Consider the following 25,846-nt stretch of genomic DNA (forward strand, 5'->3'; position numbering starts at 1 on the left):
CGGCTCGTTCCGTCCGCCGGCTCGTCCCGTCCGCCGGCTCGGTCCACCGTGGCTGGCTGGTCAGCTCGCTCGGTTCGGGTCTGCTGGTCGGCCGGGCCTGCTGGTCAGTTCGGCCTACTGGTGGGCCGAGCTACTGGTGGTCGGGCCGTCCGTTGGCCGGTGCGCTCGTTCACCGGGTCTGTGCCGTTCGCCGTCCCCCTGCTGCCCCATTCTCCTGCCGCGAACGCGCGCCTCAAGCGGACTGACGGGCGCTCCGCGCCGACGACGACCGCTTGAACCGCACGCCCGCGGCCAAGAACGGGCAGCTATCAGGGGGACGGGGCGAGTCTGGGCACACCTCAAGGTCCACTCGCGTGGTCCAGGGATCCAGCGGTCCAGTGTCCAGGGTGCAGTGGTTGCAGGGTCGGCCGTCGATCTGGCGGCTGCTGGGTGTTGGCCGTTGGCTCGGCCGTCCCACCGTCGACACGACTGTGCCCGCCGTCGATCCTGCCGCCGCCCGCCATTCACCCGACCGCGCCCACCGACCGTCCGGCCACTGCTGCGTTGGCCTGGCTGCGCCCGCTGTCGGAGTGGCCGCTACGCGCTGTTGACCCGGCCCCGTCGACGTCGGCGTGCGCCATGGTGAGAACGGTGATCAGGAGGCGGTTCACTGCCGCCCCAGCGACACCAAATCGCCCGTGAACACCGGTTCACACACCACTCCACCAGGCGTTCTCCCACTCCACCAGGCATGCACGCCTCGCAGAGCAGGAGAACGCCTGGTGATGTAGGCGATCGTTGATGATCAACGATGTCCACGGGCCACACGTCACGCCAAGCCACGGCGGCAGAGCCCGAGGTGCGCCCGCACGGCCGGCCACGCCGCGAACCAGGAACGAACCGGACAGTGTGGCGACGTCGAGGCGTGCTCAGGCCGATGGCCGGCAGAGCCACCAAGGCGGCGCGGGAACGATCGGCGCGCTGCGTGGACGCCGCCACTATGATCATGTGCCCTGGCGGCCACTGGGACGCCGCTAGGGAACATGATCATGGTGGAGCCGGGCGACGCGGTGACCGGTCAGTCGAAGGCGTCGTCGGCCAGGAGGCCGGGCAGCGCATCCGGATCGGCCAGTGCCTCGGCGAGCAGCCAGCGCTTCGCCCACTGACCGGTCGTCCAGGCCAGCCCGCGTGCCAGGCCGTCAGTGGTCGCGGCGTGGACGTCGTCGCCGGAGGGCCACCAGTCGACGGACACGCCGCCGACGATCAGGTCGTCGTGCTCCAGGTACGTCGGCGGCGTGACGCCGAGCACCGCCGCGGCCACGCCCGGCACCGGCTGCCGACGCCCGGCGTCGCGGAGCGCGGCGTCGTGCACCTCCGACGCGAGGTCGACGTCGAGCAGATCGGCCAGGGCGGCCGGGCCGGGAATCAGCTCGGGCAGGCCGAGCTGCAGCCAGTGCGGGCCGTCGCAGACCATGACCGATGCGGCGGGCACGACGCGACTGCCGACGCCGTCCGGGACTCGGATCCGCTCCGGCGCCCGCACGCCGGCCGGGTCGTGCGCGGCCAGCGCCGCGTACACGCGGGCCAGCGTCGCGGCCGGCAGCTCCAGGTCGTCCTCGGCCAGCCGGGCGAGGACGGCGTCCGGGTCGAGCTCACCGGTCGTTCGCGCCAGCCCGACGGCCGCCGCGAACGCGTCGTCGACCGGGACGTCGGCGACCGGCAGCAACGCCGCCACCACCGGGTCGGCGCCGGGCAGCGCGAGCCCGGTCAGCGGACGGCCGCCGATCCGGGCGTGCCGCCGCAACCACCACGCGGTGTACGACGGCACGTCGCGCTGGGCGCCGTCGGCCAGCGTCAGCCGCACCGGCGAGACCACGGCGGCCCGGGCCTCGGCGTCGGCGGCCAGCCACTCCAGCACCCGCGGCCAGGCGTCCTCGCGGACCAGGTCGAGCTCGGCGACGGCGGCGAACTCACCGGTGAGGGCGACACCCGCGGGCGTCGCCGAGGAGACGAATCGATGTGACAGCACCGGCGGGACCGGCAGTCCGGCGAGCACGTCGTCGACCCAACGGTCCTCGTCGTCGAGGTCGTGCCAGGTGTCCGGCTCCAGCGTCACGTCGGTGTCGCGGACGACGGCGAACCCGTCGCGTACCCCGGCGGCCCGGAGCACGGCCGGGCCGAACCGGCCCACCAGCTCCGGCGAGACGGTGAACTCGGCCGGGTCGGCGTCGAGCGCGGTCAGCAGCGGCGAGCCGGGCAGCAGCAGCTCGCGCGCCGGAACCGCGGCACCGGTCGCGTCGGCCAACGGCAGGCCGGCCAGCCACGGCTCGTCGGCGGCGTCGAGACCGGATTCCGCGAGCAGCCCGAGCACGGCGTCGGCGATCGGCGTGGGGTCGTCGTCGCTCTCGGCGAGGTCGGCGACGGCGCCCTGAACCAGTGGATCACGCAGCACCGAGGCTGCGGTCGCGTCGACGGCGCCGAGTCGGTAGAGCAGCGGGTGAACGGCGTCCGGCGCCACGACCCGCAGGTCGAACGGCGCCAGCAGCTCCGGGCGCACCTCGCCGGGCACCAGCAGCCCACGCGGCCCGCGGACCAACCGGCCGTCGACCAGCGGCACCGGCAGCGCGCCGAGCGACTCCCGATCCGACCCGTCCAGCGCGTCGTACACCGAGCGCCACGCGGGCGCCGCCAGCCGTTCCCCGGCCAGCTCGTCGACGACGTCGGCCAGCGGCGTCACCGTGGCGCCCAGCCCGGCCAGCACCTCCGGTCGCCACCAGTCGCGCGCGGGCAGCCCCCGGACCACGCCGCCCAGCGCCGCCGGGTCGCCGGTCCGGCTCAGGCCGTCGACCAGCGTCACCTCCGCCGGACGCAGCAGCTCGCCCCCGGCGCCGGGCACGAACGGCGTCGCCGTCAGCGCCGCCCGGATCGCACGGTGCAGCACGGCGTCGACCGCCTCCAGCCCGAGCGGCCCCGGCACCAGGGCCAGCACCGCCGGACCCGGCGCCGCGGGGACGAACGACGCGACCAGCCCCGCGTACACCTCGGCGACCTGCACCGCCAGGTGGTCCAGCAGCGCGCCGGTCACCACCCGGCGGCGCGACGAGTCCAGCGGCAGTCCGGCGATCACCAACGCCGGCAGGTCGGTGCGGTCGTCGGTGGGGGTCGGCGCGTGGACGACGGCCGGCAGCGACGGCGGCAGCGCGACCGGCGCGCGCACCCCGTCGTCGTCGCCGACCGGCACCGCGATCGTCACCGACCACCCCGGCCGGGTCCGCTCCTCGAACGGCCGGTCCGCCACCAGCTGGTCCGGCGCGGCGCCGGTGCGGGTCGCCAGCCGCCAGGTCCGCTCACCGATCCGCCGCTCCACCAGCCCGTCGGCCAGCGTCGTCGCTCCGCCCGCGGACAGCCGGCGCATCTCGCCGTCGACGTCGACGACCAGTTCGCCCAGCCACGGCAGCGCCAGCAGCAGCGCGTCGTCGATCTCGGTGAGCAGCCGGCGAACCAGCCGGACCGCGTCGACGTCGCGCAAAGGCAGCTCGACGGCGGTGTCGTACCCCTCCGGCGCCACACCGGACGCCGGGAACGGCAGCCGCAGCACCGGCACCGCCTCACCGCGCCGGGCCAGCTCGGCGGCCAGCTCCGGCACCGACTCCGCCGCGCGCAGCGCGTCGGACCGCGACCACCGCACGCCGCCCGACGCCGTCAGCACCCGCGGCTCGTCGGTCACCGCCAGCACGGCGGCGAAACCGACCCCGAACCGGCCGACGGTGTCGCCGTCGCGCTTGGTGGACGCGCGCAGAGTCGACAGGCCCTCGACCCCGGCCGCGTCGAGCGGCGCGCCGGTGTTGGCCACGACCAGCGTCGACCCGCTCAGGCGCAGCAGCAGCCGCACCGGACGACCGGCCCGGGCGCCCGCGTCGGCGGCGTTCTGCGCCAGCTCGACGACCACACGGTCGCGGTAGGACCCACGGGCCAGCTCGTCCTCGGCGTTGGCGTCCTCGCGGAACCGGGCAGGCGACGCGGACCAGGCCGCCAGGACGCGCTCGCGCAGCGCCGCGGTGTCGAAGACGTCCACGGGGCCCGATGCTACGGCGCGTCGAGCTCCAGCGGGACCAGCTCGTAGCTGAGGGTGTCGACGACCGGCTCGGCGGCGTCCTCGGACGGCGCGGGCAGCCGCACGTCGGAGTGCCCGCCGCAGCCGTGGGCGTGTGAGACGACCTTGCCGTCGAACGGCGTGCGCTCGTTGGTGCACACCCCGTAGGCGTGGCCGAGCGTGCCGGCCAGCAGCACCGAGAAGCCGCAGCTGCCGCAGCGTCCGGGCGCCGCCTTCGCGATGTCGGTGTGCGGGCCGGTGTCGCCCTCGAACCAGCGCAGGGCGGAGTCGTCGCGGCCCTCGCGCGACAGCACCCACTCGCGGCCGAGGCCCAGCTCCTGCACCACCTCGAGAGCGTCCTGCTCCTCGGCCGTCGCGTAGCCGGGCTCGAGGCGGTAGTCGTCCTCGGCGACCGGCAGGAGGTCGCCGGGCCCGAGGTCCTCGGGCTTGACCCGCTCGTCCCACGGCACCCAGGCCGGGGCGAGGACGGCGTCGGCGCCGGGCAGCAGCACGCACTCGCTGACCGTGATCAGCTTGGACCGCGACGCCCGGGTGACGGTGACCGCCCAACGCCAGCCGACGTACCCGGCCAGCTCGCAGGCGAAGTAATGGGTGACGACGCGTTCGCCCTCGGCGTCGTGGCCGAGATGGTCGCCGACGGCGTCGTCGCTGCCGACGTCGACGGCGGCCGCCCGCGCATCCTCGACGGCCTTGACGAGGACGGAGTCGGCCTTGGCGGGGCGGGTGCGAGACGATGCGGCGGTCACGAGAATCGATTGTCGCAAACTCGCGCCATGATCGACACATCGCGCCCGATCCGGGGACATCCTCCGGTCCCGCCGGCCCGATGCGGTTGGATGGGTGTGTGGCTGAAACCGATCCGCTGGCCGGCCCGCCCGGAGAGGGCGGGGGGCGTGGCGCGCGCGGCGACGGCGGTGCGTACGAGTCGCCGTTCGCCGGTGGCGAGCAGGCGTCCGGCAACGGCCACTCGGGTGACAACGGGCGACCGCCCGGCGGCGGACATCCACCCGGCAACGGCCAGCCTCCGGGCGACGGCCACTCGGGCGGCGACGACCGCACCCGGTCGCTGCCGCCGCCCCCGCCGGGTCCGCCGTCCACCGGCGACCGCGTACGCCGCGCCGCCGGTGCCACCGGCCGGGCGGCCCGATCCGCCGCATCCGGCACGTCGCGCGCGGCCCGGTTCAGCGCCAACCGCCTGCATCGCGCCGCGGAGGCCCAGGGTGCGGGGAAGACGGGCCTGTCCCGGCTGATCGAGCTCAACGCCGCCAGCGCCTTCGCCGACGCACTGGTCACGGTCGCACTGGCCGGCACGTTGTTCTTCTCCGTCTCCACCACGGAGGCTCGCGGCAACGTCGCGTTGTACCTGCTGCTCACCATGGCGCCGTTCGCGGTCGTCGCGCCGGTGCTCGGCCCGTTCCTCGACCGCTTCAGCCACGGCCGCCGGTGGGCCATCGGGTTCACGGCGGCCAGCCGCGGGTTCCTCGCCTGGGTCGCCGCCGACGCCGTCATCGGCGGTGGGGTGTGGCTCTATCCGGCGGCGCTGGGCGTGCTGGTCGGTCAGAAGGCCTACGCCGTCGCGCGGGCGGCCGCGGTGCCCCGGCTGCTGCCGGAGGGCTGGACGCTGGTGGCGGCGAACTCGCGGCTGCAGCTGGCGGCCACGTTCGGCACGCTGTTCGGCGCTCCGGTGGGCATCGGGCTGGCGCAGATCGGCGACGACTGGCCGCTGCGCGCGGCGTTCTTCGCCTACGTCGGCACCACGGTGCTGGCGATCCTGCTGCCGAAGAAGGTCGACCTCTCCATCGGCGAGGAGCCGGCGTCGCTCACCGAGGGCGACGACGACGGGTCGGCCACCGTGCCCGGCAAGCCGCGCAAGTTCCGGGTCGGGCCGGCGGTGGTCCGTGCGCTGCGGGCCAACGCCACCCTGCGCTGGCTGTCCGGCTTCATGACCATGTTCATGGCCTTCGTGCTGCGCGAGGCGCCGGTCGCCGGGCTCGACGACCTCGTTCTGCTGGGCATCGTCGCGGCCGCCGCCTGGCTGGGCAGCACCCTCGGCTCGTCCGTCGGGGCGCTCGTGCAGGCGCGCAGCCCCGACCGCACCGTCATGGCACTGGTCGGGTTCGCCGCGGCGTGCACGCTGGTCACGGCCCTCTTCTGGAACCTGCTGACGGTCATCCTCGTCGGGCTCGCGGCAGGCTTCGCCCAGCAGCTGGGCCGGCTGTCGCTCGACGCCATCGTGCAGCGCGACGTGCCGGAGAAGAACCGCTCCAACGCGTTCGCCCGCTCCGAGACGCTGCTGCAGCTGGGCTGGGTGGTCGGCGGCGGCGTCGGCATCGTGCTGCCGCTGATCCCGTGGCTGGGCATGACGGTGGCGACCATCGTCATGGTCGGCGGGCTGGTGTTCGCGCTGCGGGTCCGCCCGCCTGCGCGCACGCCGTCGCCGTCGACCCCGCCACCGCAGCGCCCCGAGGAGTGAGCCCCGCGGGGCTCACCACGTCAGAGGTCGAGGTCGTCGGCCACCGCGCGCAGCACGGTGGCGACCTGGCGCGCCGTGCGCTGGTCGGGGTGCCGGCCGCGCCGATAGGTGTTGGACAAGCCGTCGAGCAGCTTGATGAGGTCCTCGACGATGGTCACCATGTCGTCGGGCTTCTTGCGGGTCGCCGCCGACACCGACGGCAGGGGGTCGAGGACGCGCACCGAGAGCGCCTGCTCACCCCTGCGGCCCTCCGCCACACCGAACTCCACTCGCTGCCCCGGCTTCAGGGCCGAGACGCCCGCGGGTAGCGCGGACGAGTGGACGAAGACGTCGCCGCCCTCGTCCTTCGAGAGGAAGCCGAAGCCCTTCTCGGTGTCGAAAAACTTGACCTTGCCCGTTGGCACGGCTGACCTCTTCGTGTCGGGGGGACCGGACAATTCTCCCGTTGCTCGGGAGACCTTCTCAAGACTAAGGCCGACGGAGGGCCCTGGGCCTCTCCGGGGGCGATCAATCCGATGACGTACCGTCGTCGGCCATGGTGAGGATTCCACGGTGACGGTGCGAACGGGACTGCCCGTGGTACGCGCGGTCCGCTATGTCGAACCGTTGCGGGAGGGCGGCTCGCTGCCCGGGCTGGTCGAGGGCGACGACCTCGGCACGTACGTCGTGAAGTTCCGCGGCGCCGGGCAGGGCCCGAAGACGCTGGTCGCGGAGATCGTCGTCGGCGAACTGGCCCGGCGGCTGGGCATCCGGGTGCCCGATCTCGCGCTCGTCGAGCTGGACGACGCGATCGCGCGGCGCGAGCCCGACCCGGAGATCCAGGCGCTGCTGCTGGCCAGCGTCGGCGTCAACCTCGGCATGGACTTCCTGCCGCGCTCGCTCGGGTACGACGGCCACGGCCGGCAGGCCGACGCCGGCGACGCGGCGAAGGTGCTGTGGCTCGACGCGCTGACGGTCAACGTGGACCGGAGCTGGCGCAACCCGAACCTGCTGACGTGGCACGGGCAACTGTGGGCGATCGACCACGGCGCCGCGCTGTTGTTCCAGCACACCTGGCCGGGGGTCGAGGCGTTCGCCGCACGGCCGTACCCGATCGACGACCACGTGCTGGCGTTCGCCGCCGACGGCCTGCCGGCCGCCGCGGCCGAGCTGGCGCCGCAGGTGACGCCATCGGCGCTGGCGGAGATCCTGACGCTGGTCCCGGACGACTGGCTGCCGGAGGTGCCGGGACTGGACGGCGCCGGGCCGGACGCCGTCCGCGCCGTCTACGCCGACCACCTCGCCGCGCGTGCCGCGGCGTCGTCGACGTGGCTGCCGGCGGGTGGCGCATGATCCCGTTCGAGTACGCCGTCCTGCGGGTGGTCCCGCGCATCGAGCGCGCGGAGTTCGTCAACGCGGGCGTCCTCGTCTACAGCCAGAAGGCGGACTACCTCGCCGCCGCGACCCACGTCGACGCCGACCGGCTGCGCGCGCTGGACCCGGAGGCCGACGTCGACGCGGTCACGGCGGCAGTCGAGGCGTATGCGGCGGCCTGCACCGACCCTGCGGCGGCCGGGCCGGTCGGCGCGACGGCGATCGGCGAGCGATTCCGCTGGCTGACGGCGCCCCGCAGCACGATCGTGCAGACGGGGCCGGTGCACGCCGGGCTCACCGACGACCCCGCGGAGGAGCTGGACCGGCTGCTGCGTCGGCTGGTGCTCTGAGGGGTCAGCCGGTCGGCTCGGGCTGCAGCTGGGAGCGGAGCGCGGCGACATCCTCCTGGTCGGCGCCGAACCCGATTCTCGCGATCTTCTTACCGCTCGGCACGTGCTGCAGCACCTTGCCGTCCATCGTCAGATCGGCCGGCGAGGATACGTCGAAGCGCTTGATCGTCATGCCGAGCGGGTTGCACACCCGCACCTCGCCGGCGTCGACCCTGAGCATCGGGTTGGCCAGCTGGAGGATGCCGAGCAGGGCCAGGACGGAGCCGGCGAACATGCCGGTCGGCTGCGGGCTGAGGAGTGAGACGGCCAGCAGCAGGACGCCCACGACGAGCGCTGTGATGGCCAACGGTCGGGCGTGGCGGACATTCATCGGCCTCATGCGCCCGCAGTGTACGTGCCTCCCGTTGCGGAGCTCACCTCACGCTCGGCCGGCGGGTTGACTGTCGTAGTCGTCGAGCCAGAACGGGAAGTCGAGCAGGTCGGAGAAGACGACGTCGGCGCCTGCCTCGCGCAGCGCGACCGCGTCGTGCCCGCCCGTCGTAACGCCGATGGCGTAGGCCCCGCCCGTCCGGGCGCCGACCATGTCGCCGGGGTGGTCGCCCACGTACACGTCGGCGCCGCGTTCCTTCAGCGCGGCACCCTTGGACTCCGCGTACCGCTCGCCGACGACGTCGTCGACCGGCAGGCCGACGTGCGTGAGCACCGCGCGGACCGCGGACTCGATCTTGGCGCTGACCACGAGCACCACACCGCGGTGCGCATGGATGGCGTCGACGGCCTCGTGGGCGCCCGGCAGCGGCTTGGTGCCCGGGATGCCCATGACCGGGTAGAGCTCGCGGTAGATGTCGCGGGCCTCGTCGACGCGCTCCTCGGGGACGAACGCGCGCAGCGTGGTGTCGAGCGGCAGGCCGATCATCGGGAGCAGCTGCCGCGCTTCGATGACGACGCCGACGCGCCGGAACGCCTCGGTCATGGAGACGGTGATGCCCTCCGCGGAATCGACGAGAGTGAGATCGAGGTCGAATCCAATGGTGAGGGGCACGGTGATCACCATACGCGGCATTCGACCGTTACCGTGTGACGCGACTCACGCAGCTTCACGCCCCGCCGAGCGCCAGGAACGACCACGCCGTCGCCCGGTCCCGCGCACCGGCCGCGGCCCGGCGGGCCGCCAGCAGCGCCGCGCCCAGATCGTCGCCGGTGCGCAGCCGTTCGTGCACGACGAGGCTGAGATCGACACTCGCGGCGTCGCTCACCGGGACGACGGTGGCCAGCAGCCCGGCGGTGCCCAGCGCCGAGAGCGACGTCGTCAGGCCGAGCAGCTCGTCGGCGCCGGTGGGCGAGCCGACGCCGGACTCGCACGCCGTCAGCAGCAGGCGGTACGGCGGCGACTGCAGCCGCTCGATGTCGAACACGGTCAGCGGGCCGTCGGCCAGCTCCAGCGACGAGAACATCGGGTTGTCGCCGCGGTACCGGCCGTGCGCGCCGACGTGCGCGAGCCAGGACCCGTCCAACGCGGCCAGCGCGGCGTCGGCGGTGGCGTCGTCGCCGGTCAGCACGGTCGCGTCGGGGTATACACCGGCCAGCACGCCGACCTCCGCACCCGACGACGCGAGGTCGGCGCCGGCGATCAGGGCGACCCCGCGGTCGGCCGGCGGCGTGCTCGTGCGGGCGCGCAGCCAGGCGGTCGCCGACGGCGCCACCGTCACGTCGCTGTCGCGCAGCGCGGGCAGCGCGCCCCACGGCACCGCCTGCATCGTCGACGGCGGGACCAGCACGACCGGCCCGTCGCCCAGCTCGCGGACCGCCGGACCGAGCATCGTCTCCTGCAGCCGCGCCAGGCCGGGCTCGGCGGCGGCGAGCAGCACCCCCGCCACGGCGTCGGCCGCCACCGCGGCGCCGCGCAGCGCGAACTTGGCGTACTCGACCTCGTCCAGCGCGGCGCCGGAGTCACCGGCGACCACGTGCTTCAGCCGCCCCTCGCGCGCGACGACCGCGTGGAACCGGCCGCCACGCAGCCCGATGATGCTCACCAGCGTCCGGTCGCCGAGGGTGTCGAGCAGCTCACCGACGTCCAGGCGACGGCGGCCCGTGGTCTGGGTGCGCTGGTGGGCGGCGGCCGCGTCGCGGCCGTGGACGTGGCGGCGGATGCGCTCCTCGATGCGCCGCCGCTCGGCCTCGTCGGCGTGGCTGCCGATGAGGCTGCCGACGGCGCGCAGCCGGCCGAGCTCGGCGGCGAGCTCCGCGTCGTGGTGGGCCGCCGGCCAGGGCAGGGAGTGCAGGGTGCCGCGCCAGCGCTCCGTCCAGCGCAGCAACTCCCGCGCCGACCCGTCGACGGCGACCCGTCGCGTGGCGAGCGCCGCGAGGTCGCCGCCGTGCACGGTCGCGCGCGCCCGCAGCTCCGTCGCGCCGAGCGACAGCGCGTGGGTGTCGAGGACGTCGAGTCCGCGGCCACAGGCGCGCAGCATCGCCCGGCGGTCGCCGGCGGACTCGGCCAGCAGCGCCTGCGCGTACCAGCCGGTGGACCGGCGCAGCGCCGACCCTCGCCCCCGGCGACCGGCCGCCGCCGTCCGCAGCGCCTCCCCGGCCAGCTCCGGCAGTCCCGTGGCCAGCGCCAGCCGGCCCGCCAGCACCAACGCGTCGAGACGCTCGGACGCGAAGCGGTCGGTCAGCTCCGCCGCCAGCTCGGCGGCCGCCCGGGCGTGCCGCTTCGTGACGGCGCCCGCCTCGGCCTGCGCCCGCAACAGCACCACCCGCGCATGCCGCTCCGCGTCGTCGTGCCCCTGCCGGCGACTCGACCTCGCCGCCCGTCGCGCCAGATCGGCGGCCCTGCCGGCGTTGCCCGCGGCCAGGTGCACGATGGCGGCCGCGATGAACCCGTCGGACCGTCGCAGCGCCGAGTCCCGCGCCCCGTCCAGCACCGCCACCAACTCGTCCGCCGTCGTGGCGGCGTCCTCGGTGAGCCCGGCCGCCAACTGGACGAGTGCGAGGTCGCGGACCACCTCGGGCGGGAAGACACCCAACTCGTCGTAACGGCCGCGGGCGTCGTAGAGCAGGCGCAGTGCCTGTGGCAGGTCCCCCATCCGATGGGCCAGATCTCCCCGGTTCTGCACGATGATCGCGGCCAGGTAGTCCTGCCGATCGGCGACCGCGAGTTCCTGCGCAGCCAAGAGCTGACCTTCTGCCTCGGCGAAGCGTCCCGCGCCGATCAGCGCCCAGGCGACATTGGTCCTCGCCCGGGATTCCCAGGTCGGGTCACCGACGCGAGCCAGAATCTCGGCGGCCGCCGATCCGTCGGCATAGGCCGCGGGGAATTCCTGGAAATGCAGATAGGCCGCACTTCGCCGGACGAACACGCGCGCCCGGTCCGAACCGTCGCTGAGCTCGAGGGCGCGCTCGAACGCGCCCAATGCACGTGCACGACGCCCAGTGAAGCTCAAGGCGGTGCCGAGGCTCGCCTGCAAGTCGGCTTCCCGCGCCGGAAGATCGTTGCGCCGGCTGAGCGTGATGCCTTTGCGCAGCGCGGCGATGGCCCGGGCCAGATTGCCTTGCTCACGCTCGACGATCCCGATCGCTTGGAACGCGTACGTGCGATCCAGCGGCGGCGCGTTGCGCTTCAGTACCGCTTCGGACAGCACACGTGCCTCTTCGGGCCGCGACATGGCCAGCGCCGGCAGATGCATCGTGGCAAGTGTCGCCGACGTACTTCCCGAGGTCACCCTCTGATGCTAGACATGTAGGCGTTTGTCCGGATCATGCTTGGGGGAATGCCATGCAACAAGACCGCGAACGGCTCCATCAGGAGTTCGAAAGGCTGCGCGACAACAGCGCGCGACGCACGAAAGATCGGGGGTTCGAGCTCGCCGCTCGCTGGAACCGGGACGAGACGGCGATCGAGTATCTGTACCGCCAGGGCCAGCTGATCTGCGACGAGCGCGACCTCGACACCGTCCTCGAGGCGTTCGACCGGCTGCGGCTGGGCCGGCCGGAGATCACCGAAGGGCCGGTCGGGTTGGCGGTCCTGCACGTTCCGGATGCCGACGCCGCGGACATCGTCGCGAAGCTGGCGGAGGTGCTCGGCGATGAGCGCATCGTCGCGCCCAATCACGTCCTGGACGCCCAGGTCCACTCGGCCATGTGCCCAGCGACCGAGCCGGTGCCGTTCCACGCGCCCATCCCCGTCATCGGGGAGCCTGTCGGCCCGGGTCGCCCGAAGGTCGCCGTCGTCGACACCGGGTACTTCCCGGAGGCTGGGATCGACTCCGGCTTCAGCCGGTTCTCGGCGGTGAAGAAGTACGAGATCGATGACGACGTCTACGTGCAGGGCACCGATGAGATCCGGCCGTACGGCGGGCACGGCACGGCGACGACCGCACGGCTCCTCGCGGTGTCGGGCGCCGATTCCGTCGAGGTCGAGGTGAGGGACTGTCTGCTCGGCGGCGCCGTCGACGAGCTGGCGATCGTGGAGGATCTGGAGAAGGTCGTCAAGGCCGGGGTGGACGTCGTGAGCGTGCAGGCCGGCCTCTACGCTCGGCCGGGCAACACGCCCAAGGCCTTCGACATGTTCTACCGCCGGGTCCTGAGCAAACACCCGGACACGGTGGTCGTGGCGTCGGCCGGCAACCACGGCACCGACATGCCGTTCTGGCCGGCGGCCTACAGCTGGGTGACGGCGGTCGGCGCACTGACCCGTGGCGGCGACTACCGGGCGCCGTGGAGCAACTTCGGCTACTGGGTCGACGCCTACACACCTGGCGAGAGCACCGTCATCCCCTACCCGAACGGCCGCTACGACTACGTCGACCAGACCTCGGCCCGGTTCAGCAACGGACACGCCCTGTGGTCCGGCACGTCGTTCGCGGCTCCGGTGGTGGCCGGCCTGATCGCCCGCCGCATGATCGAGCGAGAGGTGTCCGCGCCCGTCGCACGGCACATCGTGCTGCAGGAGGCGGCGATCGGGGCGCTGCCGCACACCGGACCGCGACTCATCGTCTGAGTCCGACATAAGGCGTCATGAGGTCTTGAACGGTCATGGTGGCGGGGGTACCTTGCCAGAATCTATCTCCGCCACCTGACGCTCAGGAGTCACCATGGCGCATCGTCCCTCTCCGACCACGATCTCGGCCGACGCCGCGTCGGCCGATGCGATGTTCGACCAGAACCACCGGCTGATGGAAGAGATCCAGCGGCTGCACCGCAACATCGCCCGGCGGCCGGACGGCTTCGAGATGGGCGTGCGCTGGCATCGGACGGGTGTCGGGGTCGAATACCTGTACCGACAGGGCCAGCTCGTCTGCCGCGCCGGGGACCTCGCCACGGCCCTGGCCGCGTTCGATGCGATCGGCCAGCCGGGTCCGGAGGTCGCCCACGGCCCGGCGGACCTCCGCGTCCTCGACGTCGGCGACCGCGACGCCGCGGATCTTGCCGACGCCTTGGCGAGCACGCTCGGCCGCGACGACCTTGTCACCCCGAACCACGTGCTCGACTCCCAGGTGCACATGGCAATGTGCCCTGCCACTGAGCCGGTGCCGTCCGACGGGCCGGTGCGGGACCTGCCCGAGCCCTTCGGCACCCGGCGATCGAGCGTCGCCGTCGTCGACACCGGTTTCGTCCACGCCCTCGCCGACGAGGCGGGATACCAGCGGTTCAGCGCCGTCACCGGCGACTCACGGGCCGACGCGCAGGTGTACGCCGACGGCAGCGACCGCATCGAGCCGTACGGCGGGCACGGCACCGCGGCGGCGGCCTGCCTGCTCGCCGTCTCCGGCGCCGAGTCGACGTCGGTCCACGTGGACAGCTGTCTGGTCGGAGGCGCCGTCGACGAGGTGACGGTGGTCGACGCGCTCACCGCGGCGGTCGAGTCCGGCGCCGACGTCGTCAGCCTGCAGGCCGGCATGTACACGCGTGAGCACGTCGCGTCGGTGGCGTTCGCGGCGTTCCGCGACGAGGTACTGGCGGCGCACCCGGACACCGTCGTCGTGGCGGCGGCCGGCAACAACGGCTCGGACGAGAAGTTCTGGCCGGCGGCCTTCGACTGGGTGACCAGCGTCGGTGGCCTGACCGAGGACGGCTCGGCCCGGGCCGGCTGGTCCAACCACGGCGAGTGGGTCGACGTCTACGCGCCGGGCGACAACGTCACCGTTCCGTTCCCCAACGGCACCTACGAGTACCACGGCGGTGTGACGGCAGAGTTCAGCGGCGGGCACGCCGTCTGGTCCGGCACGTCGTTCGCCACGCCGGCGGTCGCGGGCCTGATCGCGCGTCGAATGATCGAGGACGGCGTCGACGCGCCGACGGCGCGCGACCGCGTCCTGGCCGACGCGGCTGACGCCGAACTGGCCGGGGTCGGGCCGCGGCTGCTGAGCGACTGAGGCGACTACGCGACCGAGCCGGCCGGCGGCCCTTCCACATCGCCGGCCGGCTCGGCCCGCCGCTCCGCCCGGTACGCGGGCAGGTACAGCGGCACCGCCAGCGCCACGACGACCGCGCCCACCACCATCGCGGTCGCCACCGACGCCGACTCCGCGACGTTCGTCAGCAGGAGCATGCCGATCGCCGAGGCCGGCTGGAACACCATCGAGCTCAGCGACACGATCGTGGTCCGATGGGCGCCGGTCACCTCCTTGTGCAGCAGCGTCATGTGCATGGGGCTCGACGCGCCGTCAGCCAGGTAGCAGGCCAGGAAGGCCACGATCAGCCCGGCCGGACCAGCGAACAGTGTCATGGTCGCGATGAAGACGGCTTGCGCCAGCCGGGTCGTGGCCGCCGTCGCCGCCACGCCGATCCACCGCGAGATGATCGGCGCGAGGGCCGCGCCACCCGCTGACGCCAACCAGGCCGCGGCAGCAACCGGGCCCATGATCGCGCCGGCGCGGTCGGCGTCGTCGAGCACCTCGGCCATCCGGATCGGCGTCAGCGACTCGTAGGCGATGGCGCCGAGGCCCCAGCACAGCTCGATACACACCAGCGCCTGGAGGATCCGCGACCCCCGCAGCAGCCGCAGGCTCCCGGTGATGACGCCCGGCACCTCGCGGGCGGCGGTGAGCGACGCCCGCCAGCTCGTCGAGCGGCCGGGCTCGACCAGCAGCCGCATCGTCGCGAGCACGGACACGAGCCGGAACACCGCGGCGACGAGGACGGGCAACGCCAGCGACTCGACGGAGCCGATCGGCCCGATCGCGACCAGGCCGCCGGCGAGCAGCGCGCCGCCGCCGATCGCGATCCCGGCGACGGTGCCGCCCCGCGAGAGCCCTTCGGAGAGGTTCGCGTCAGGCTCGGTCGCCTGGACGGTGTCGACGTACCAGGCCTCGAGCGGCCCGCTGTCCAGCGCTCGGTAGACGCCCTGCACGGCGAAGGCCAGCGCGAACACGACGAAGGAGTCGGCGGTGTAGATGAGGGCCAGCCCGCCGAGGCTGATCAGGCCGGCGGCGACCATCACCGGCCGGCGCCCGAGGGCGTCCGAGATGCCGCCGGTGGGCAGCTCGAGCAGGAACACCACCAGACCCTGCGCGGCGGCGGCGAGCCCGAGCTCGGAGAGCGTGAGCCCGCGCTCCAGCGGCAGCAGCGTCAGAACCGGCAGCAGCATGCCGGACGGCAGCCACCGCAGGGCGAGCAGGATGAGGTACCGCGTCCGTGCCTGCCGGGGGTCGAGCTGAGTCATGGCAATGCATCTTGGCCGACCCGAAGATCGGACACAACGCATCGCACCGCATCGTTCCGGACGTCACGCGCGCAGCCGGCGCAGCGCGGCCGCGCCGATGAGCGGCAGCACCACGCGCGGCGTGAAGTAGCGGTCCGCGGGGACGATCCCGGCCAGGGCGCCGAGGAACCGGCCGACCTCCGCGGGCTGCTGGGCGAGGGCCGCGAAGAGCGCGTGGTCGATGCGGCGCTGGCGCAGCTCGGCGAGGCGCAGGGTGAGATCGAACATCGGGCGGAGCCGGTGATCGCGCTGCCGCTCCCACGCGGCCAGCGCCGGGTCCAGCGGCCGCGCGCCACCGAGCCCGGCCACGACGGCGGCGGCCAGCGACTCGGCGTCGGCGAGGGCGTGCGCGATGCCCTGAGCGGTCACCGGGTCCATGACGGCGCCCGCGTCGCCGGCCAGCGCCCAGCCCGGCCCCCAGCCCGCCCGCACGACGTTGGGCAGGTCCGGCGTCGTGCGCAGCCGCTCGGCCAGCACGCCGGCGCGGACCCGGGCACCGAGGTCGCCGCAGTGGTCCAGCCCGGCCAGATGGTGGGCCAGGAGATCGTGACGTGCCGCACCGAGCTCCGCCAGTGGGGACGCCAGGTACACCACCGTCAGTCCGTCGCCGGTCGGGAACGCCGCCGCCACCCGCCCGGCGCGGTGGTACAGCTCCCCCGTCGCGAGCGGCACGCCGGACCAGTACCCGTAGCCGGCGAAGGTCCGGACGGGCGCGCTCCGCCGCACTCGCGCGCCGACCGCGGCGGCGACGAACGAGTGCTTGCCGTCCGCGCCGATCACCAGCCGCGCCGACTCGGCCACGACACCGGCACCGCGGCCACACCGTCCACGCACCCCGGCGACCACGCCGTCCCGCCAGACCAGTTCTTCGACCCGGAACCGCTCCCGGACCTCGGCCCCGGCCGATCGGGCCGCGTCGAGCAGCGCCGCGTCGAGCAGAGTGCGCCGAGGGCTGTACAGCGCGTCGGCGCCGCCGACCGGCGGATAGCGGCCGGCCAGCACCACCCGCCCGGAGTCGAACCGGACGTCGCGGGCCGGCGGCGTGCCCGCGGCGATCAACCGGTCCAGCACGCCCCAGCGCGCCAGCCGGGCGACGGCCGGGACCTGCACCTGGTGTGACGACACCGTGTCGCGGGGGAACGCCACCCGGTCGACGGCGAGCACACGGAGCCCGGCGCGGGCCAGCAGCATCGCCGTCGCCGCGCCGGCCACACGTGCCCCGACCACGATCACGTCGTACGCCATCGTCGCCTCCCCAGCCGCGACCATACGCCACCGTATGGTGGTTCCGTACGGTACCGTATGGAGGTGCCCGACCAGAAGGCCCGCCGCCGGCTGACCCCTGACGACTGGGCCGACGCCGCCCTGACGGCCATCGCCGCGGGCGGGCTGGCCGCCGTCGCCGTCGAACCGCTGGCGACGCGGCTGCACACCACGAAGGGCAGCTTCTACTGGCACTTCGCGAACCGCGACGCGCTGCTGGACGCCGCGCTGGCCCGCTGGGAGGAGCGCACGACCACCGACGTCGTCGGCGAGATCACCGCCATGGACGAGCGCGGCCCGGCGGACCGCCTGCGCCGGCTGATCACCCGCGTCGTCGGCATCGCCGAGCGCGATCCCGTCGGACCGGCGCTGCTGGCGTCGGCCGGGCACCCGCAGGTCGCCGCCGCGCTCGACCGAGTCACCCGCACGCGGATCGACCTCATCGTCGCGCTCTTCGAGGGCCTGGGCTTCACGGCCGACGACGCCCGCCGCCGCGCCCTGCTCGCCTACAGCGCCTACCTCGGTCACGCCGAGCTCGCGCACTCCACGCCGGACGTCCTGCCGGCGGCGGCGGACGAGCGGCGGGCCTATCTGGACGACGTGCTCCGGGCGCTGACGGCGCGCTGACCCGAACCGTGGGATGGGGGTTGGGGCCGCCACCGCGCGGCCGGTAATGTCACGCATGTGACTGTCGAACGACGCAAGCCCCTCGAGGTTCCCGTAGATCCCGACATCACCGCGGAGCTGAAGGCGGCCGACATCGAAGCCCGGGTCGAAGCCGCCGAGCGGAGTGCGGAGCTCCTGGAGCGCCTGCGCAGGCTCTGATTCGCAGCTGGCCAGATGCACGCCGTACCGTAGAGCGGATGACCGGGAACGACTCGGCTCCGCGCAGTCTTGCCGACGACCTGCGCGCCCGCGCCGACGATGAGCTGGCGGCGCTGTTGCGCGCCCGGCCCGACCTGCTGGTCCCGGTTCCGGCCGACGTCTCGCAGCTGGCCTCGCGGGCGACGACCCGTGCGTCGGCCGTGCGCGCGCTGGACCGGGTCGACCGGTTCACGCTCCAGATCGTCGACGCGCTGATGATCTTACCGGCACCCGTGAGCCGAGCCGATCTGCGGGGTGCCCTCGGCGCCAAGGCCGCCGTCGTCGACGGGGCGCTGGCGACGCTGCGGACGCAGGCGCTGATCTGGGGGCCCGACGACGACCTGCGGCTGCCGCGCATCGTGCACGAGATCATCGGGCCGCATCCGGCCGGTCTCGGGCCGCCCGCTCGCCAGGCGCTGCTCGCACAGTCCCCGTCGCGGCTGGTGCCGATCCTGGAGGGCCTCGGGCTCACCCCGGCCGGCGACCACGCCGGCAACGTCGACGCCGTCGCGGGAGTGCTCACCGACCCGGCCGCGCTGACGGCGCTGCTGGGCGAGCTCACCGACGACGCCCGCTCGGCGCTGGCGGCACTGACTCCGGGCCCGCCGACCGGCCGCATCGACGACGCGCTGCGCGAGGTGCATCGTGAGTCCGCACGGACACCGATCGACCTGCTGCTGGCGGTCGGGCTGCTGGTGCCGGTCGACTCCACGACGGTGGTGCTGCCGCGCGAGGTCGCGCTGCACCTGCGCGGCGGCCGCGTGCACACCGACCTCCAGTTGGCGCCGCCGACCCCGTCGGTCACCGAGCGCACGCCCGACACCGTCGACCGCACCGCCGGCGCCGGAGCGTTCGACCTCACCCGCAAGGTCGAGTTGCTGCTCGACACATGGGCGGCCGAGCCGCCGCCGGTCCTGCGCACCGGCGGGCTCGGGGTCCGCGACCTGCGCCGGCTGCCGGAGCTGCTCGACACCGACGAGGCCGGCGCGGCGCTGATCGCCGAGGTCGCCTACGCCGCCGGACTGGTGGCCGTGGGCGACGAACTCGACGAGGTGTGGTTGCCGACACCGGAGTTCGACGCCTGGCGGCGCGAGGAGCCGTCCCGCCGCTGGGCCGTCCTCGTGCAGGCGTGGCTCACCACCAGCCGGGTCGCCGGGCTGGCTGGGACACGCGACGAGAAGGACCGCCCGATCCCGCCGCTCGGCCGCGACCTCGAACGCCCGGCGGCGCCGGAGGTCCGCCGCCTCGCCCTCGAGGAGCTGGCCAGGCTGCCGGCCGGTTGGGCGCCCGACCTCGTCGGCGTGCTGGCGGCGCTGCAGTGGCGGCGTCCGCGCCGGGCCGGCCGGTTCCGCGACGACCTCGTCCGCTGGACGCTGCGCGAGGCCGAGCAGCTCGGGCTCACCGGCATGGGCGCACTCGCGTCGTTCACCCGGCCGTTCCTCGAGGGCCGCAGCGCCGACCGGGTCGTGACGGCGGCGGCCGACGCCGTGCGGGCCAGCCTGCCGCAACCGCTGGACCACGTGCTCCTGCAGGCCGACCTGACCGCCATCGCGCCGGGTCCGCTGCGCGCCGACCTCGAGCGCGAGCTGAGCCTGCTGTCCGACGTCGAGAGCCGCGGCGGGGCGTCGGTGCACCGGTTCGCCGCCGGTTCGCTGCGCCGGGCGCTCGACGCCGGCCGCACCGCCGCCGACGTGCACGCGTTCCTGGCGACCATCTCGCGCACCCCGGTGCCGCAGCCGCTGACGTACCTGGTCGACGACGTCGCCCGGACGCACGGACAGCTGCGGGTCGGCGCCGCGTCGGCGTTCGTGCGCTGCGACGACGAGGCCGTGCTGGCCGCCATCGTGGCCGACCCGCGCTCGTCCAGCCTGGGGCTGCGCCGGCTCGCACCCACCGTCCTCGCGTCGTCGATCCCGGCGAACACGCTGGTCGAGCGGTTGCGGCAGCTCGGCTTCAACCCAGTGCCGGAGGCCGCCGACGGCTCCATCGTCATCGGGCGTACGGAGCCGCGCCGGGCCTCGACCCGGTTCGCGTCGCGGCCCGGACTGGCCGATATCAGCGCGCCCGAGGAGACGCTGCTGGGCGCCGCCGTCCGGGCGCTGCGGGCCGGCGACCGGTCCCGGGCCGAACGGCCGGCCGACGGCATGCGCGGGCGGCTCGGCCGCACGACCGCCGCCACCACGCTGGCCGACCTGCGCGAGGCGCTCGAGACCGGCACGACGGTCTGGATCGGTTATGTCGACCAGCACGGCGCCACCACCGAGCGCCTGATCGACCCCGCCCGCATCGAGGGCGGCTGGCTGTCGGCGTTCGACCACCGCAGCGGCGAGGTCCGCTCGTTCGCGGTCCACCGCATCAGCGGCGTCGCTCCCGTCGACGCCGCCTGACGCGGCCGGCGCCGGCCGTCACGTCGATAGCGGCGGGGTGGGCGGGACCGGCATCCCGCTCACCCCGCCGCCGGCCGAGGGACGGCGTCAGCCGTCCAGCCAGGGGTCCTCGGGCCGCTCGCGGTCGAACGTGGGCCGTGGGTCCTCCCAGTAGCCGCGGGTGAAGTCGGGGACCTTGACCGACTTGATGCGCCCGCCCTTCATCGACTCGTGGCTGAGCGGGATGACCGAACACCAGGCGGCCGAGTCGTAGACGTCGATGTCGGGGGTCATGCCGAGGCGCATCAGCTGCACCAGACGGAAGATCGCGATGAAGTCGCCGCCGCCGTGGCCGCCGTACTGGCCGGCGAGGTCCTCCAGGGCCGGCCAGAGCCAGTGGTCGTGCTCCGCCATGATCGAGGTGAAGGCGCCGCCGGTGCGCCAGGCGTGGTTGTTGTGCCCGAGCGACTCCAGGTAGATGCGGGAGTTGTCCAGCTCGACGACGCCGCCGCTGCCGGTGAGAGTGGTCTCGCGGCTGTACGGGTGCGGCGAGTTGACGTCGTGCTCGACGCGGATCATCAGGCCGTTCGCGGTCTTGATGAGCGCCGTGTGACGGTCACCGGAGACGTACTCGTCGTCCTCCCACGAGGAGTGGTCGGGACCGACCCTCGGGTCGTTCTCGCGGAACAGGGCGAGGTTCATCGGTGGCGACGAGACGGCGACCAGCTCGGCGAAGCGGTCGCCGCGGTTGATGCCCATGGCGGCGGAGACCGGGCCGAGGCCGTGCATGGGGTAGTGCAGCGCGTTCATCCGGGTCTGCCAGCGCCGCCGCCAGTACTCCGGGTGGTAGGCGCCGCCGAAGAAGTACGGCCAGCGCAGGTCGTGCACGTACCCGCCGGACGCGTGCTGCAGCTCGCCGAACAGGCCGGCCTTGGCCATGTTGAACATCCGCAGCTCGGGCCGGAAGTAGTTGACGTTCTCGAGCAGCATGCAGTGCTTGCCGGTGCGTTCCGACGTGCGCACGAGGTCCCAGATCTCGTCCAGGTGCGGCGAGATCGGCAGCTCGACGGCGACGTGCTTGCCGTGCTCCATGGCGGCCTTGGCCTGCGGGTAGTGCCACTCCCACGGCGTCGCGATGTAGACGAGGTCGATGTCGTCGCGACGGACGAGGTTGAGGAAGTCCTCCTCGCCGTTGGAGTAGCCGACCGGCTCGACGTCCTGGAAGCCCTGGGCCATGATGCGCCCGATGGTGCGGCTGACCCGCTCGGGCCGGATGTCGCAGACGGCGGTGATGGTCGAGACGGCGCCCCAGCGGACGTCCTGGCCGCCGCCCCGCTCGCCGACCCCGATGAGGCCCACACGGACCTGCTCGAAGCCCTCGAACGGCACCTCGGCCATGGACCGCTCGCGTCCCTTGACGCGCGGCGGTTCACGGCGGGTGTCGTCGGCCTCGCTGGTGGCCGCGGCCGTCCCGGCGGCGGCACCGCCGATCCCGGCCGCCGCGCCCAGAGCGGCACCGGTCCTGATGATGTCGCGACGAGAGGGTCGATACCTGTGCGGAAGGACCACGCGAATCACTCCTCTGATCGAACCTGCACTTTTCAATCGAGTAACGAGCATTATTGAGCAGTGCACATCACCCCGCAAGGGGCTGAACCACCTCGATTCGGAACCCGTCGAGCCGCGCCGGCTCAGGCGGACGCGCGCTGTCACGGCCGTTGCCGGCCGTGACGGCGAGGTCGCCGCGGGCGATCAGGCCGGTCCGCTCCCGGGACCCGGCCCGGCCGTGGCATTCAGCACCGTCAGCAGCCGGGCCGCTTCGGCGGCCAGCGCGTCGCGTCCGGCGGCGACGTAGCGGCGCGGATCGACCAGCTCGGGATCGTCGGCCAGCCGGTCGCGCACGGCGCCCGTGAACACCGCGTTGAGGTGCGTCGCGATGTTCACCTTCGTCATCCCCGCCTCGACCGCGGTGGTCAGCTCGTCGTCCGGCACCCCGGACGACCCGTGCAGCACCAGCGGGACCGGGACCGCGGCGCGCAGCTCGGCGATGAGCTCGTGGTCGACGACGGCGTCGCGGGTGCGCATGGCGTGCGACGTGCCGACGGCGACGGCGAGCGCGTCGACGCCGGTCGCGGCGGCGAAGGCGGCCGCCTCCGCGGGGTCGGTGCGGACGCCGGGCGCGTGCACACCGTCCTTGCCGCCCACCTCCCCCAGCTCGGCCTCGACGGCGACGCCGCGGGCGTGGCAGTGCTGGACGACGGCGCGCGTGGCGGCGACGTTCTCGTCGTACGGCAGCTTCGACGCGTCGAACATGACGCTGCCGAGGCCCAGCCGCACCGCCTCGTACACGAGCACGGGGTCCTCGGCGTGGTCCAGGTGCACGACGACGGGGACGGTCGCGGCGCGGGCGACCGCCAGCGCCGCGGTGGCGATCGGGGCCAGGGCGCCGTGGTAGCGCACGCAGTTCTGGCTGAGCTGCAGGACGACGGGGGCACCGGCCTTCTCCGCGCCGGCGACCAGCCCTTCGGCGTGCTCGAGCAGGATGACGTTGAAGGCGCCGACACCGCCCGACCGGGCCGCGGCGTCGGCGAGCAGGGTGGTCATCGAGGTCAGCGTCATTCGACTCGCTCCGCATGCAGGGTGGGCAGGAACCGTGCGTAGGCGGCGAGGTCGACCTCGCCGGCGGCCGCGCTGAGGACGGCGGCCGCGCCGAGCGCGGCGGCGTCGGCGAGGACGTCCGGCCAGGGCGCGCCGGTGATCAGGCCCCGGACCAGGCCGGCGACGCTGGCGTCGCCGGCGCCGGTCGGGTTGCCGCCGACGCCGGGGACGGCGGCGACCCGCCAGAGCTCGCCGTCGCGGGTCAGGCCGAGCAGTCCGTCGGCGCCCTGGGAGACGACCACGCGCCCGGCGCCGAGGCCGAGCAGCCGCCGGGCGGCGTCGCTCGGCGTGCCGGGGACGGCGTCGGCGAGTTCCTCGGCGTTCGGTTTGAGCAGTGCCGGGCCGGCCCCGGCGGCGGACAGCAGAGCCGGCCCGGAGGTGTCGGCGACCGCGGGGACACCGGCGGCGTGGGCCGCCGCGATCAGCCGCGGCAGCAGGTCGTCCGGCGCTCCCGGGGGCAGGCTGCCGGAGACCACCAGCGCGCCGGCACCGGCCAGCTCCTCGGCGACGGCCGCCACGACGGCGGACCACTCGGCGTCCGCGAGCGGGCGGCCGGGCTCGTTGAACGCGGTGGCCGCACCGGAGTCGTCGACGACGGTGACGGTGCGGCGGGTCGCGGGGGCGACCGGGACCGGACGCACCGCGAGGCCGCCGTCGGTCAGCGCGTCCGCCAGCCAGCGGCCCCCCGGCCCGCCCAGCGGAGCGACGACCACCGCCGGGACACCGAGCGCCTGCAGCACCCGGGCCACGTTGACGCCCTTGCCGCCGGGTCGTTCCAGCACGTCGGCCACCCGGTGGCCGGCGCCGGCCGCGACGACCGGCACGCGGTAGGTGATGTCGACGGCCGGATTGGGCGTGACGCAGACGACCCTGGTCACGTGATCAGCTCCCGGGCCAGCAGGCCGGCGCCGACACAGCCGGCGCGGTCGCCCAGCTCGGCGGCGACGAGGCGCGGCGGCCGCTGGAACGTCAGGCGTGCGGCCAGCCGTCCGGCCAGCGGGCGCAGCACGAGATCGGCCGACTCGCCCAGCCCGCCGCCGATGGCCACGACCGTCGGCGCCACCACGCCCGTGAGCAACGACAACCCGTAGGCGAGCGCGTCGAGCGCGTCGTCCCAGACGGCGACGGCGGCGGGGTCGCCGCGGCGGACCAGCTCGGCGACGTCGCGACTGCCCGCGACCGCGGTGCCGGTCACCAGGGCATACCGGCGAGCGACGGACGCGGCCGAGGCGATCGCCTCGAGACAGCCGCGGCCGCCGCACGCGCACGGCAGGTCGTGCCCGACGTCGACGTGGCCGATCTCGCCCGCGTAGCCCTCGGCGGCGAACACCCGGCCGTCGAGGATCAGCGCCGCGGCGATGCCCGTCCCCACCGGCAGGAACGCCGCGTTGCGCGCACCCCGGCAGGCGCCGGCCCGGTGCTCGGCCAGCCCGCCTGCCCGCACGTCGTGCCCCACCGCGACGGGACAGCCCAGCCGCTTCATCAGCAGATCGCGCAGCGGGACGTCGCTCCAGCCGAGGTTCTCGGCGTGCACCGCGACCCCGGCGGCGTCGTCGACGATGCCCGGCACCACGACGCCGACGGCGGCCGGCCGCGCTCCCTGGCTCAGCCGCCGGACGATCGCCTCGACGGCGTCCAGTACTGGCGCGCCGTCGGACCCGGCCGGCGGTGTGGCCGTGCGATCGACCGGTCCCAGCCGGCCGTCGGCGCCGAGCAGGCCCGCCTTGATCGACGTGCCGCCCACATCGACGGCCACCACCTGCCCACCGGCGGTCACGTCAGGCACCCGGGAGGACGACCGAGCGGGTGAGGTGCCGCGGCCGGTCGGCGTCCAGACCGCGCGCCTCGGCCAGCGCGACCGCCAGCCGCTGCGCCATCACGAGCTGGGCCATCGGGTCCAGCTCGCTGGCCACGAACCTGGCACCGGTCGCCTCGACCTCGCCGGCGAGCCCGGCCGGCGCGGGCCCGAACGACCACACCAGCCGCCCCGGTTGGGCGATGGAGATGGGGCCGTGCCGGTAGTCCATGGCGGGGTAGGCCTCGGCCCAGAACTGCGCCGACTCGCGCAGCTTCAACGCCGCCTCGTGGGCGAGCCCGATCGTCCAGCCACGTCCGACGAACGTCGCCTGGTCGGCGCCGGTGAGCTCGTCGAGCGGTTCCGCCAGCGCCTTCTCGGCGTCGGCGACCACTGGGCCGAGGTCGTGCCCGACGTGCGCGCGCAGCAGCGCCAGCACGCTGGTGGCCGACCGCGTCTGCACGACGGCCTGCTCGTCGGCGAAGCCGAGGACGACGGCGTCGTCCGCGGTGTCGGCGGCCGGGGAGCCGGCGGCGGCGGTGAGCACGACGGTGCGCGGCGCGCCGGCACCGGCGGCCGCGACCGCCCCCAGCAGATCGAGCACCTCGGTGGTGGTGCCCGACCGGCTGATGGCGACGACGGTGTCGTAGCCGCGGCCGACGGGCGCCTCGGACGCGGCGAACGCGTCGGTCTCGCCGAGGCCGGCCCGCTCGCGCAGCGCCGCGTAGGCCATGGCCACGAACCACGACGTGCCGCAGCCCACGACGGCGACCCGCTCACCCGGCGCCGGGAGCACCCGGCGCGCGTCGTCGAGCAGGCCGGCGGCGCGGACCCAGCAGGCCGGCTGACTGGCGATCTCCGCCCTGACGTGTTCGGTCATCGATGTGTCCCCTCTATACGGCCGACCCGGACCGCATGCATCATATCGATCG

The 25,846-nt window shown here is 74.4% G+C and carries 21 protein-coding genes; 8 read left to right on the forward strand and 13 right to left on the reverse strand.

From position 1 onward, the window contains the following. Positions 1-1,057: 1,057 nt before the first annotated feature. Positions 1,058-4,054, reverse strand: a complete 2,997-nt coding sequence (locus tag DZA62_RS14010; RefSeq protein ID WP_116949537.1) for a sacsin N-terminal ATP-binding-like domain-containing protein — start codon at positions 4,052-4,054, stop codon at positions 1,058-1,060. A gap of 11 nt (positions 4,055-4,065) precedes the next feature. Beyond that, complete coding sequence (locus tag DZA62_RS14015) at positions 4,066-4,839, reverse strand: DUF3027 domain-containing protein (RefSeq protein WP_198663747.1); 774 nt, start codon at positions 4,837-4,839, stop codon at positions 4,066-4,068. A gap of 98 nt (positions 4,840-4,937) precedes the next feature. Between DZA62_RS14015 and DZA62_RS14020 the strand changes: the two genes are divergently transcribed. Next, positions 4,938-6,566 carry an MFS transporter gene (locus DZA62_RS14020; RefSeq protein WP_198663748.1) on the forward strand — a complete coding sequence of 543 codons (1,629 nt, stop codon included), beginning with the start codon at positions 4,938-4,940 and terminating at the stop codon, positions 6,564-6,566. A gap of 20 nt (positions 6,567-6,586) precedes the next feature. On the opposite strand, the gene DZA62_RS37580 is transcribed toward DZA62_RS14020, so the two are convergent. Next, positions 6,587-6,970 carry a cold-shock protein gene (locus tag DZA62_RS37580; RefSeq protein ID WP_116949539.1) on the reverse strand — a complete coding sequence of 128 codons (384 nt, stop codon included), beginning with the start codon at positions 6,968-6,970 and terminating at the stop codon, positions 6,587-6,589. 148 nt (positions 6,971-7,118) lie between these two features. On the opposite strand from DZA62_RS37580, the gene DZA62_RS14030 reads away from it, so the two are divergent. Continuing rightward, positions 7,119-7,898, forward strand: coding sequence for a HipA family kinase (locus DZA62_RS14030; RefSeq protein ID WP_198663749.1), 780 nt, complete (start codon positions 7,119-7,121; stop codon positions 7,896-7,898). After that, positions 7,895-8,269, forward strand: a complete 375-nt coding sequence (locus tag DZA62_RS14035; RefSeq protein WP_116949819.1) for a DUF3037 domain-containing protein — start codon at positions 7,895-7,897, stop codon at positions 8,267-8,269. Before DZA62_RS14030 ends, DZA62_RS14035 begins: the two co-directional genes overlap by 4 nt. 4 nt (positions 8,270-8,273) lie before the next feature. Here DZA62_RS14035 and DZA62_RS14040 read toward each other — a convergent pair whose 3' ends face one another. From DZA62_RS14040 to DZA62_RS14050, 3 genes are all read right to left on the reverse strand, one after another. Then, positions 8,274-8,615 (reverse strand): hypothetical protein, encoded by a 342-nt coding sequence (locus tag DZA62_RS14040; RefSeq protein WP_198663750.1) that lies wholly within the window; start codon positions 8,613-8,615, stop codon positions 8,274-8,276. A gap of 72 nt (positions 8,616-8,687) precedes the next feature. Continuing rightward, positions 8,688-9,311, reverse strand: coding sequence for an HAD family hydrolase (locus DZA62_RS14045; RefSeq protein WP_157987675.1), 624 nt, complete (start codon positions 9,309-9,311; stop codon positions 8,688-8,690). Positions 9,312-9,366: 55 nt separating this feature from the next. Further along, positions 9,367-11,952 carry a CHAT domain-containing protein gene (locus DZA62_RS14050; RefSeq protein ID WP_116949542.1) on the reverse strand — a complete coding sequence of 862 codons (2,586 nt, stop codon included), beginning with the start codon at positions 11,950-11,952 and terminating at the stop codon, positions 9,367-9,369. An 89-nt stretch (positions 11,953-12,041) separates the two neighbouring features. Here DZA62_RS14050 and DZA62_RS14055 point away from each other — a divergent pair, with 89 nt between their 5' ends. Beyond that, positions 12,042-13,265, forward strand: coding sequence for a S8/S53 family peptidase (locus DZA62_RS14055; protein ID WP_116949543.1), 1,224 nt, complete (start codon positions 12,042-12,044; stop codon positions 13,263-13,265). A 94-nt stretch (positions 13,266-13,359) separates the two neighbouring features. Next, entirely contained in the window at positions 13,360-14,640 is a 1,281-nt protein-coding gene (locus DZA62_RS14060) for a S8 family peptidase (protein ID WP_116949544.1), read from the forward strand. 5 nt (positions 14,641-14,645) lie between these two features. On the opposite strand, the gene DZA62_RS14065 is transcribed toward DZA62_RS14060, so the two are convergent. Both DZA62_RS14065 and DZA62_RS14070 read right to left on the reverse strand, forming a co-directional pair. Then, positions 14,646-15,929: an MFS transporter gene (locus DZA62_RS14065; protein ID WP_116949545.1), complete on the reverse strand. Its 1,284-nt coding sequence runs from the start codon at positions 15,927-15,929 to the stop codon at positions 14,646-14,648. Positions 15,930-15,992: 63 nt separating this feature from the next. Continuing rightward, positions 15,993-17,213, reverse strand: a complete 1,221-nt coding sequence (locus tag DZA62_RS14070) for an NAD(P)/FAD-dependent oxidoreductase (RefSeq protein ID WP_198663751.1) — start codon at positions 17,211-17,213, stop codon at positions 15,993-15,995. A 57-nt stretch (positions 17,214-17,270) separates the two neighbouring features. Here DZA62_RS14070 and DZA62_RS14075 point away from each other — a divergent pair, with 57 nt between their 5' ends. The 3 genes from DZA62_RS14075 to DZA62_RS14080 are packed head-to-tail and all read left to right on the forward strand — an operon-like array spanning position 17,271 to position 20,482. Beyond that, complete coding sequence (locus DZA62_RS14075) at positions 17,271-17,858, forward strand: TetR/AcrR family transcriptional regulator (protein ID WP_116949547.1); 588 nt, start codon at positions 17,271-17,273, stop codon at positions 17,856-17,858. Positions 17,859-17,915: 57 nt separating this feature from the next. Continuing rightward, entirely contained in the window at positions 17,916-18,056 is a 141-nt protein-coding gene (locus DZA62_RS35730) for a hypothetical protein (RefSeq protein WP_157987676.1), read from the forward strand. 38 nt (positions 18,057-18,094) lie between these two features. Further along, complete coding sequence (locus DZA62_RS14080) at positions 18,095-20,482, forward strand: helicase-associated domain-containing protein (RefSeq protein WP_116949548.1); 2,388 nt, start codon at positions 18,095-18,097, stop codon at positions 20,480-20,482. An 87-nt stretch (positions 20,483-20,569) separates the two neighbouring features. On the opposite strand, the gene DZA62_RS14085 is transcribed toward DZA62_RS14080, so the two are convergent. From DZA62_RS14085 to DZA62_RS14105, 5 genes are all read right to left on the reverse strand, one after another. After that, entirely contained in the window at positions 20,570-22,030 is a 1,461-nt protein-coding gene (locus DZA62_RS14085) for a Gfo/Idh/MocA family protein (RefSeq protein ID WP_198663753.1), read from the reverse strand. A gap of 183 nt (positions 22,031-22,213) precedes the next feature. Beyond that, positions 22,214-23,080, reverse strand: coding sequence for a class II fructose-bisphosphate aldolase (locus DZA62_RS14090; protein ID WP_116949550.1), 867 nt, complete (start codon positions 23,078-23,080; stop codon positions 22,214-22,216). Continuing rightward, entirely contained in the window at positions 23,077-23,997 is a 921-nt protein-coding gene (locus tag DZA62_RS14095) for a 1-phosphofructokinase family hexose kinase (RefSeq protein WP_116949551.1), read from the reverse strand. Before DZA62_RS14095 ends, DZA62_RS14090 begins: the two co-directional genes overlap by 4 nt. Then, a complete protein-coding gene (locus tag DZA62_RS14100; protein ID WP_198663754.1) occupies positions 23,994-24,896 on the reverse strand; it encodes an ROK family protein in 903 nt (300 codons plus the stop codon). Before DZA62_RS14100 ends, DZA62_RS14095 begins: the two co-directional genes overlap by 4 nt. 1 nt (position 24,897) lies before the next feature. Continuing rightward, a complete protein-coding gene (locus DZA62_RS14105; RefSeq protein WP_116949552.1) occupies positions 24,898-25,794 on the reverse strand; it encodes an SIS domain-containing protein in 897 nt (298 codons plus the stop codon). Positions 25,795-25,846 lie beyond the last annotated feature (52 nt).

Origin of the sequence: Jiangella endophytica (assembly GCF_003427025.1) — a bacterium.
GTDB classification, from domain to species: domain Bacteria; phylum Actinomycetota; class Actinomycetes; order Jiangellales; family Jiangellaceae; genus Jiangella; species Jiangella endophytica.

Excerpts from the sequence above, each read along its gene's own strand:
- DZA62_RS14035 (WP_116949819.1), top strand. The coding sequence starts at position 7,895 with ATGATCCCGTTCGAGTACGCCGTCCTGCGGGTGGTCCCGCGCATCGAG.
- DZA62_RS14050 (WP_116949542.1), bottom strand. The coding sequence starts at position 11,952 with ATGCATCTGCCGGCGCTGGCCATGTCGCGGCCCGAAGAGGCACGTGTG.
- DZA62_RS14055 (WP_116949543.1), top strand. The coding sequence starts at position 12,042 with ATGCAACAAGACCGCGAACGGCTCCATCAGGAGTTCGAAAGGCTGCGC.
- DZA62_RS14060 (WP_116949544.1), top strand. The coding sequence starts at position 13,360 with ATGGCGCATCGTCCCTCTCCGACCACGATCTCGGCCGACGCCGCGTCG.
- DZA62_RS14065 (WP_116949545.1), bottom strand. The coding sequence starts at position 15,929 with ATGACTCAGCTCGACCCCCGGCAGGCACGGACGCGGTACCTCATCCTG.
- DZA62_RS14070 (WP_198663751.1), bottom strand. The coding sequence starts at position 17,213 with ATGGCGTACGACGTGATCGTGGTCGGGGCACGTGTGGCCGGCGCGGCG.
- DZA62_RS14075 (WP_116949547.1), top strand. The coding sequence starts at position 17,271 with ATGGAGGTGCCCGACCAGAAGGCCCGCCGCCGGCTGACCCCTGACGAC.
- DZA62_RS14080 (WP_116949548.1), top strand. The coding sequence starts at position 18,095 with ATGACCGGGAACGACTCGGCTCCGCGCAGTCTTGCCGACGACCTGCGC.
- DZA62_RS14090 (WP_116949550.1), bottom strand. The coding sequence starts at position 23,080 with ATGACGCTGACCTCGATGACCACCCTGCTCGCCGACGCCGCGGCCCGG.
- DZA62_RS14105 (WP_116949552.1), bottom strand. The coding sequence starts at position 25,794 with ATGACCGAACACGTCAGGGCGGAGATCGCCAGTCAGCCGGCCTGCTGG.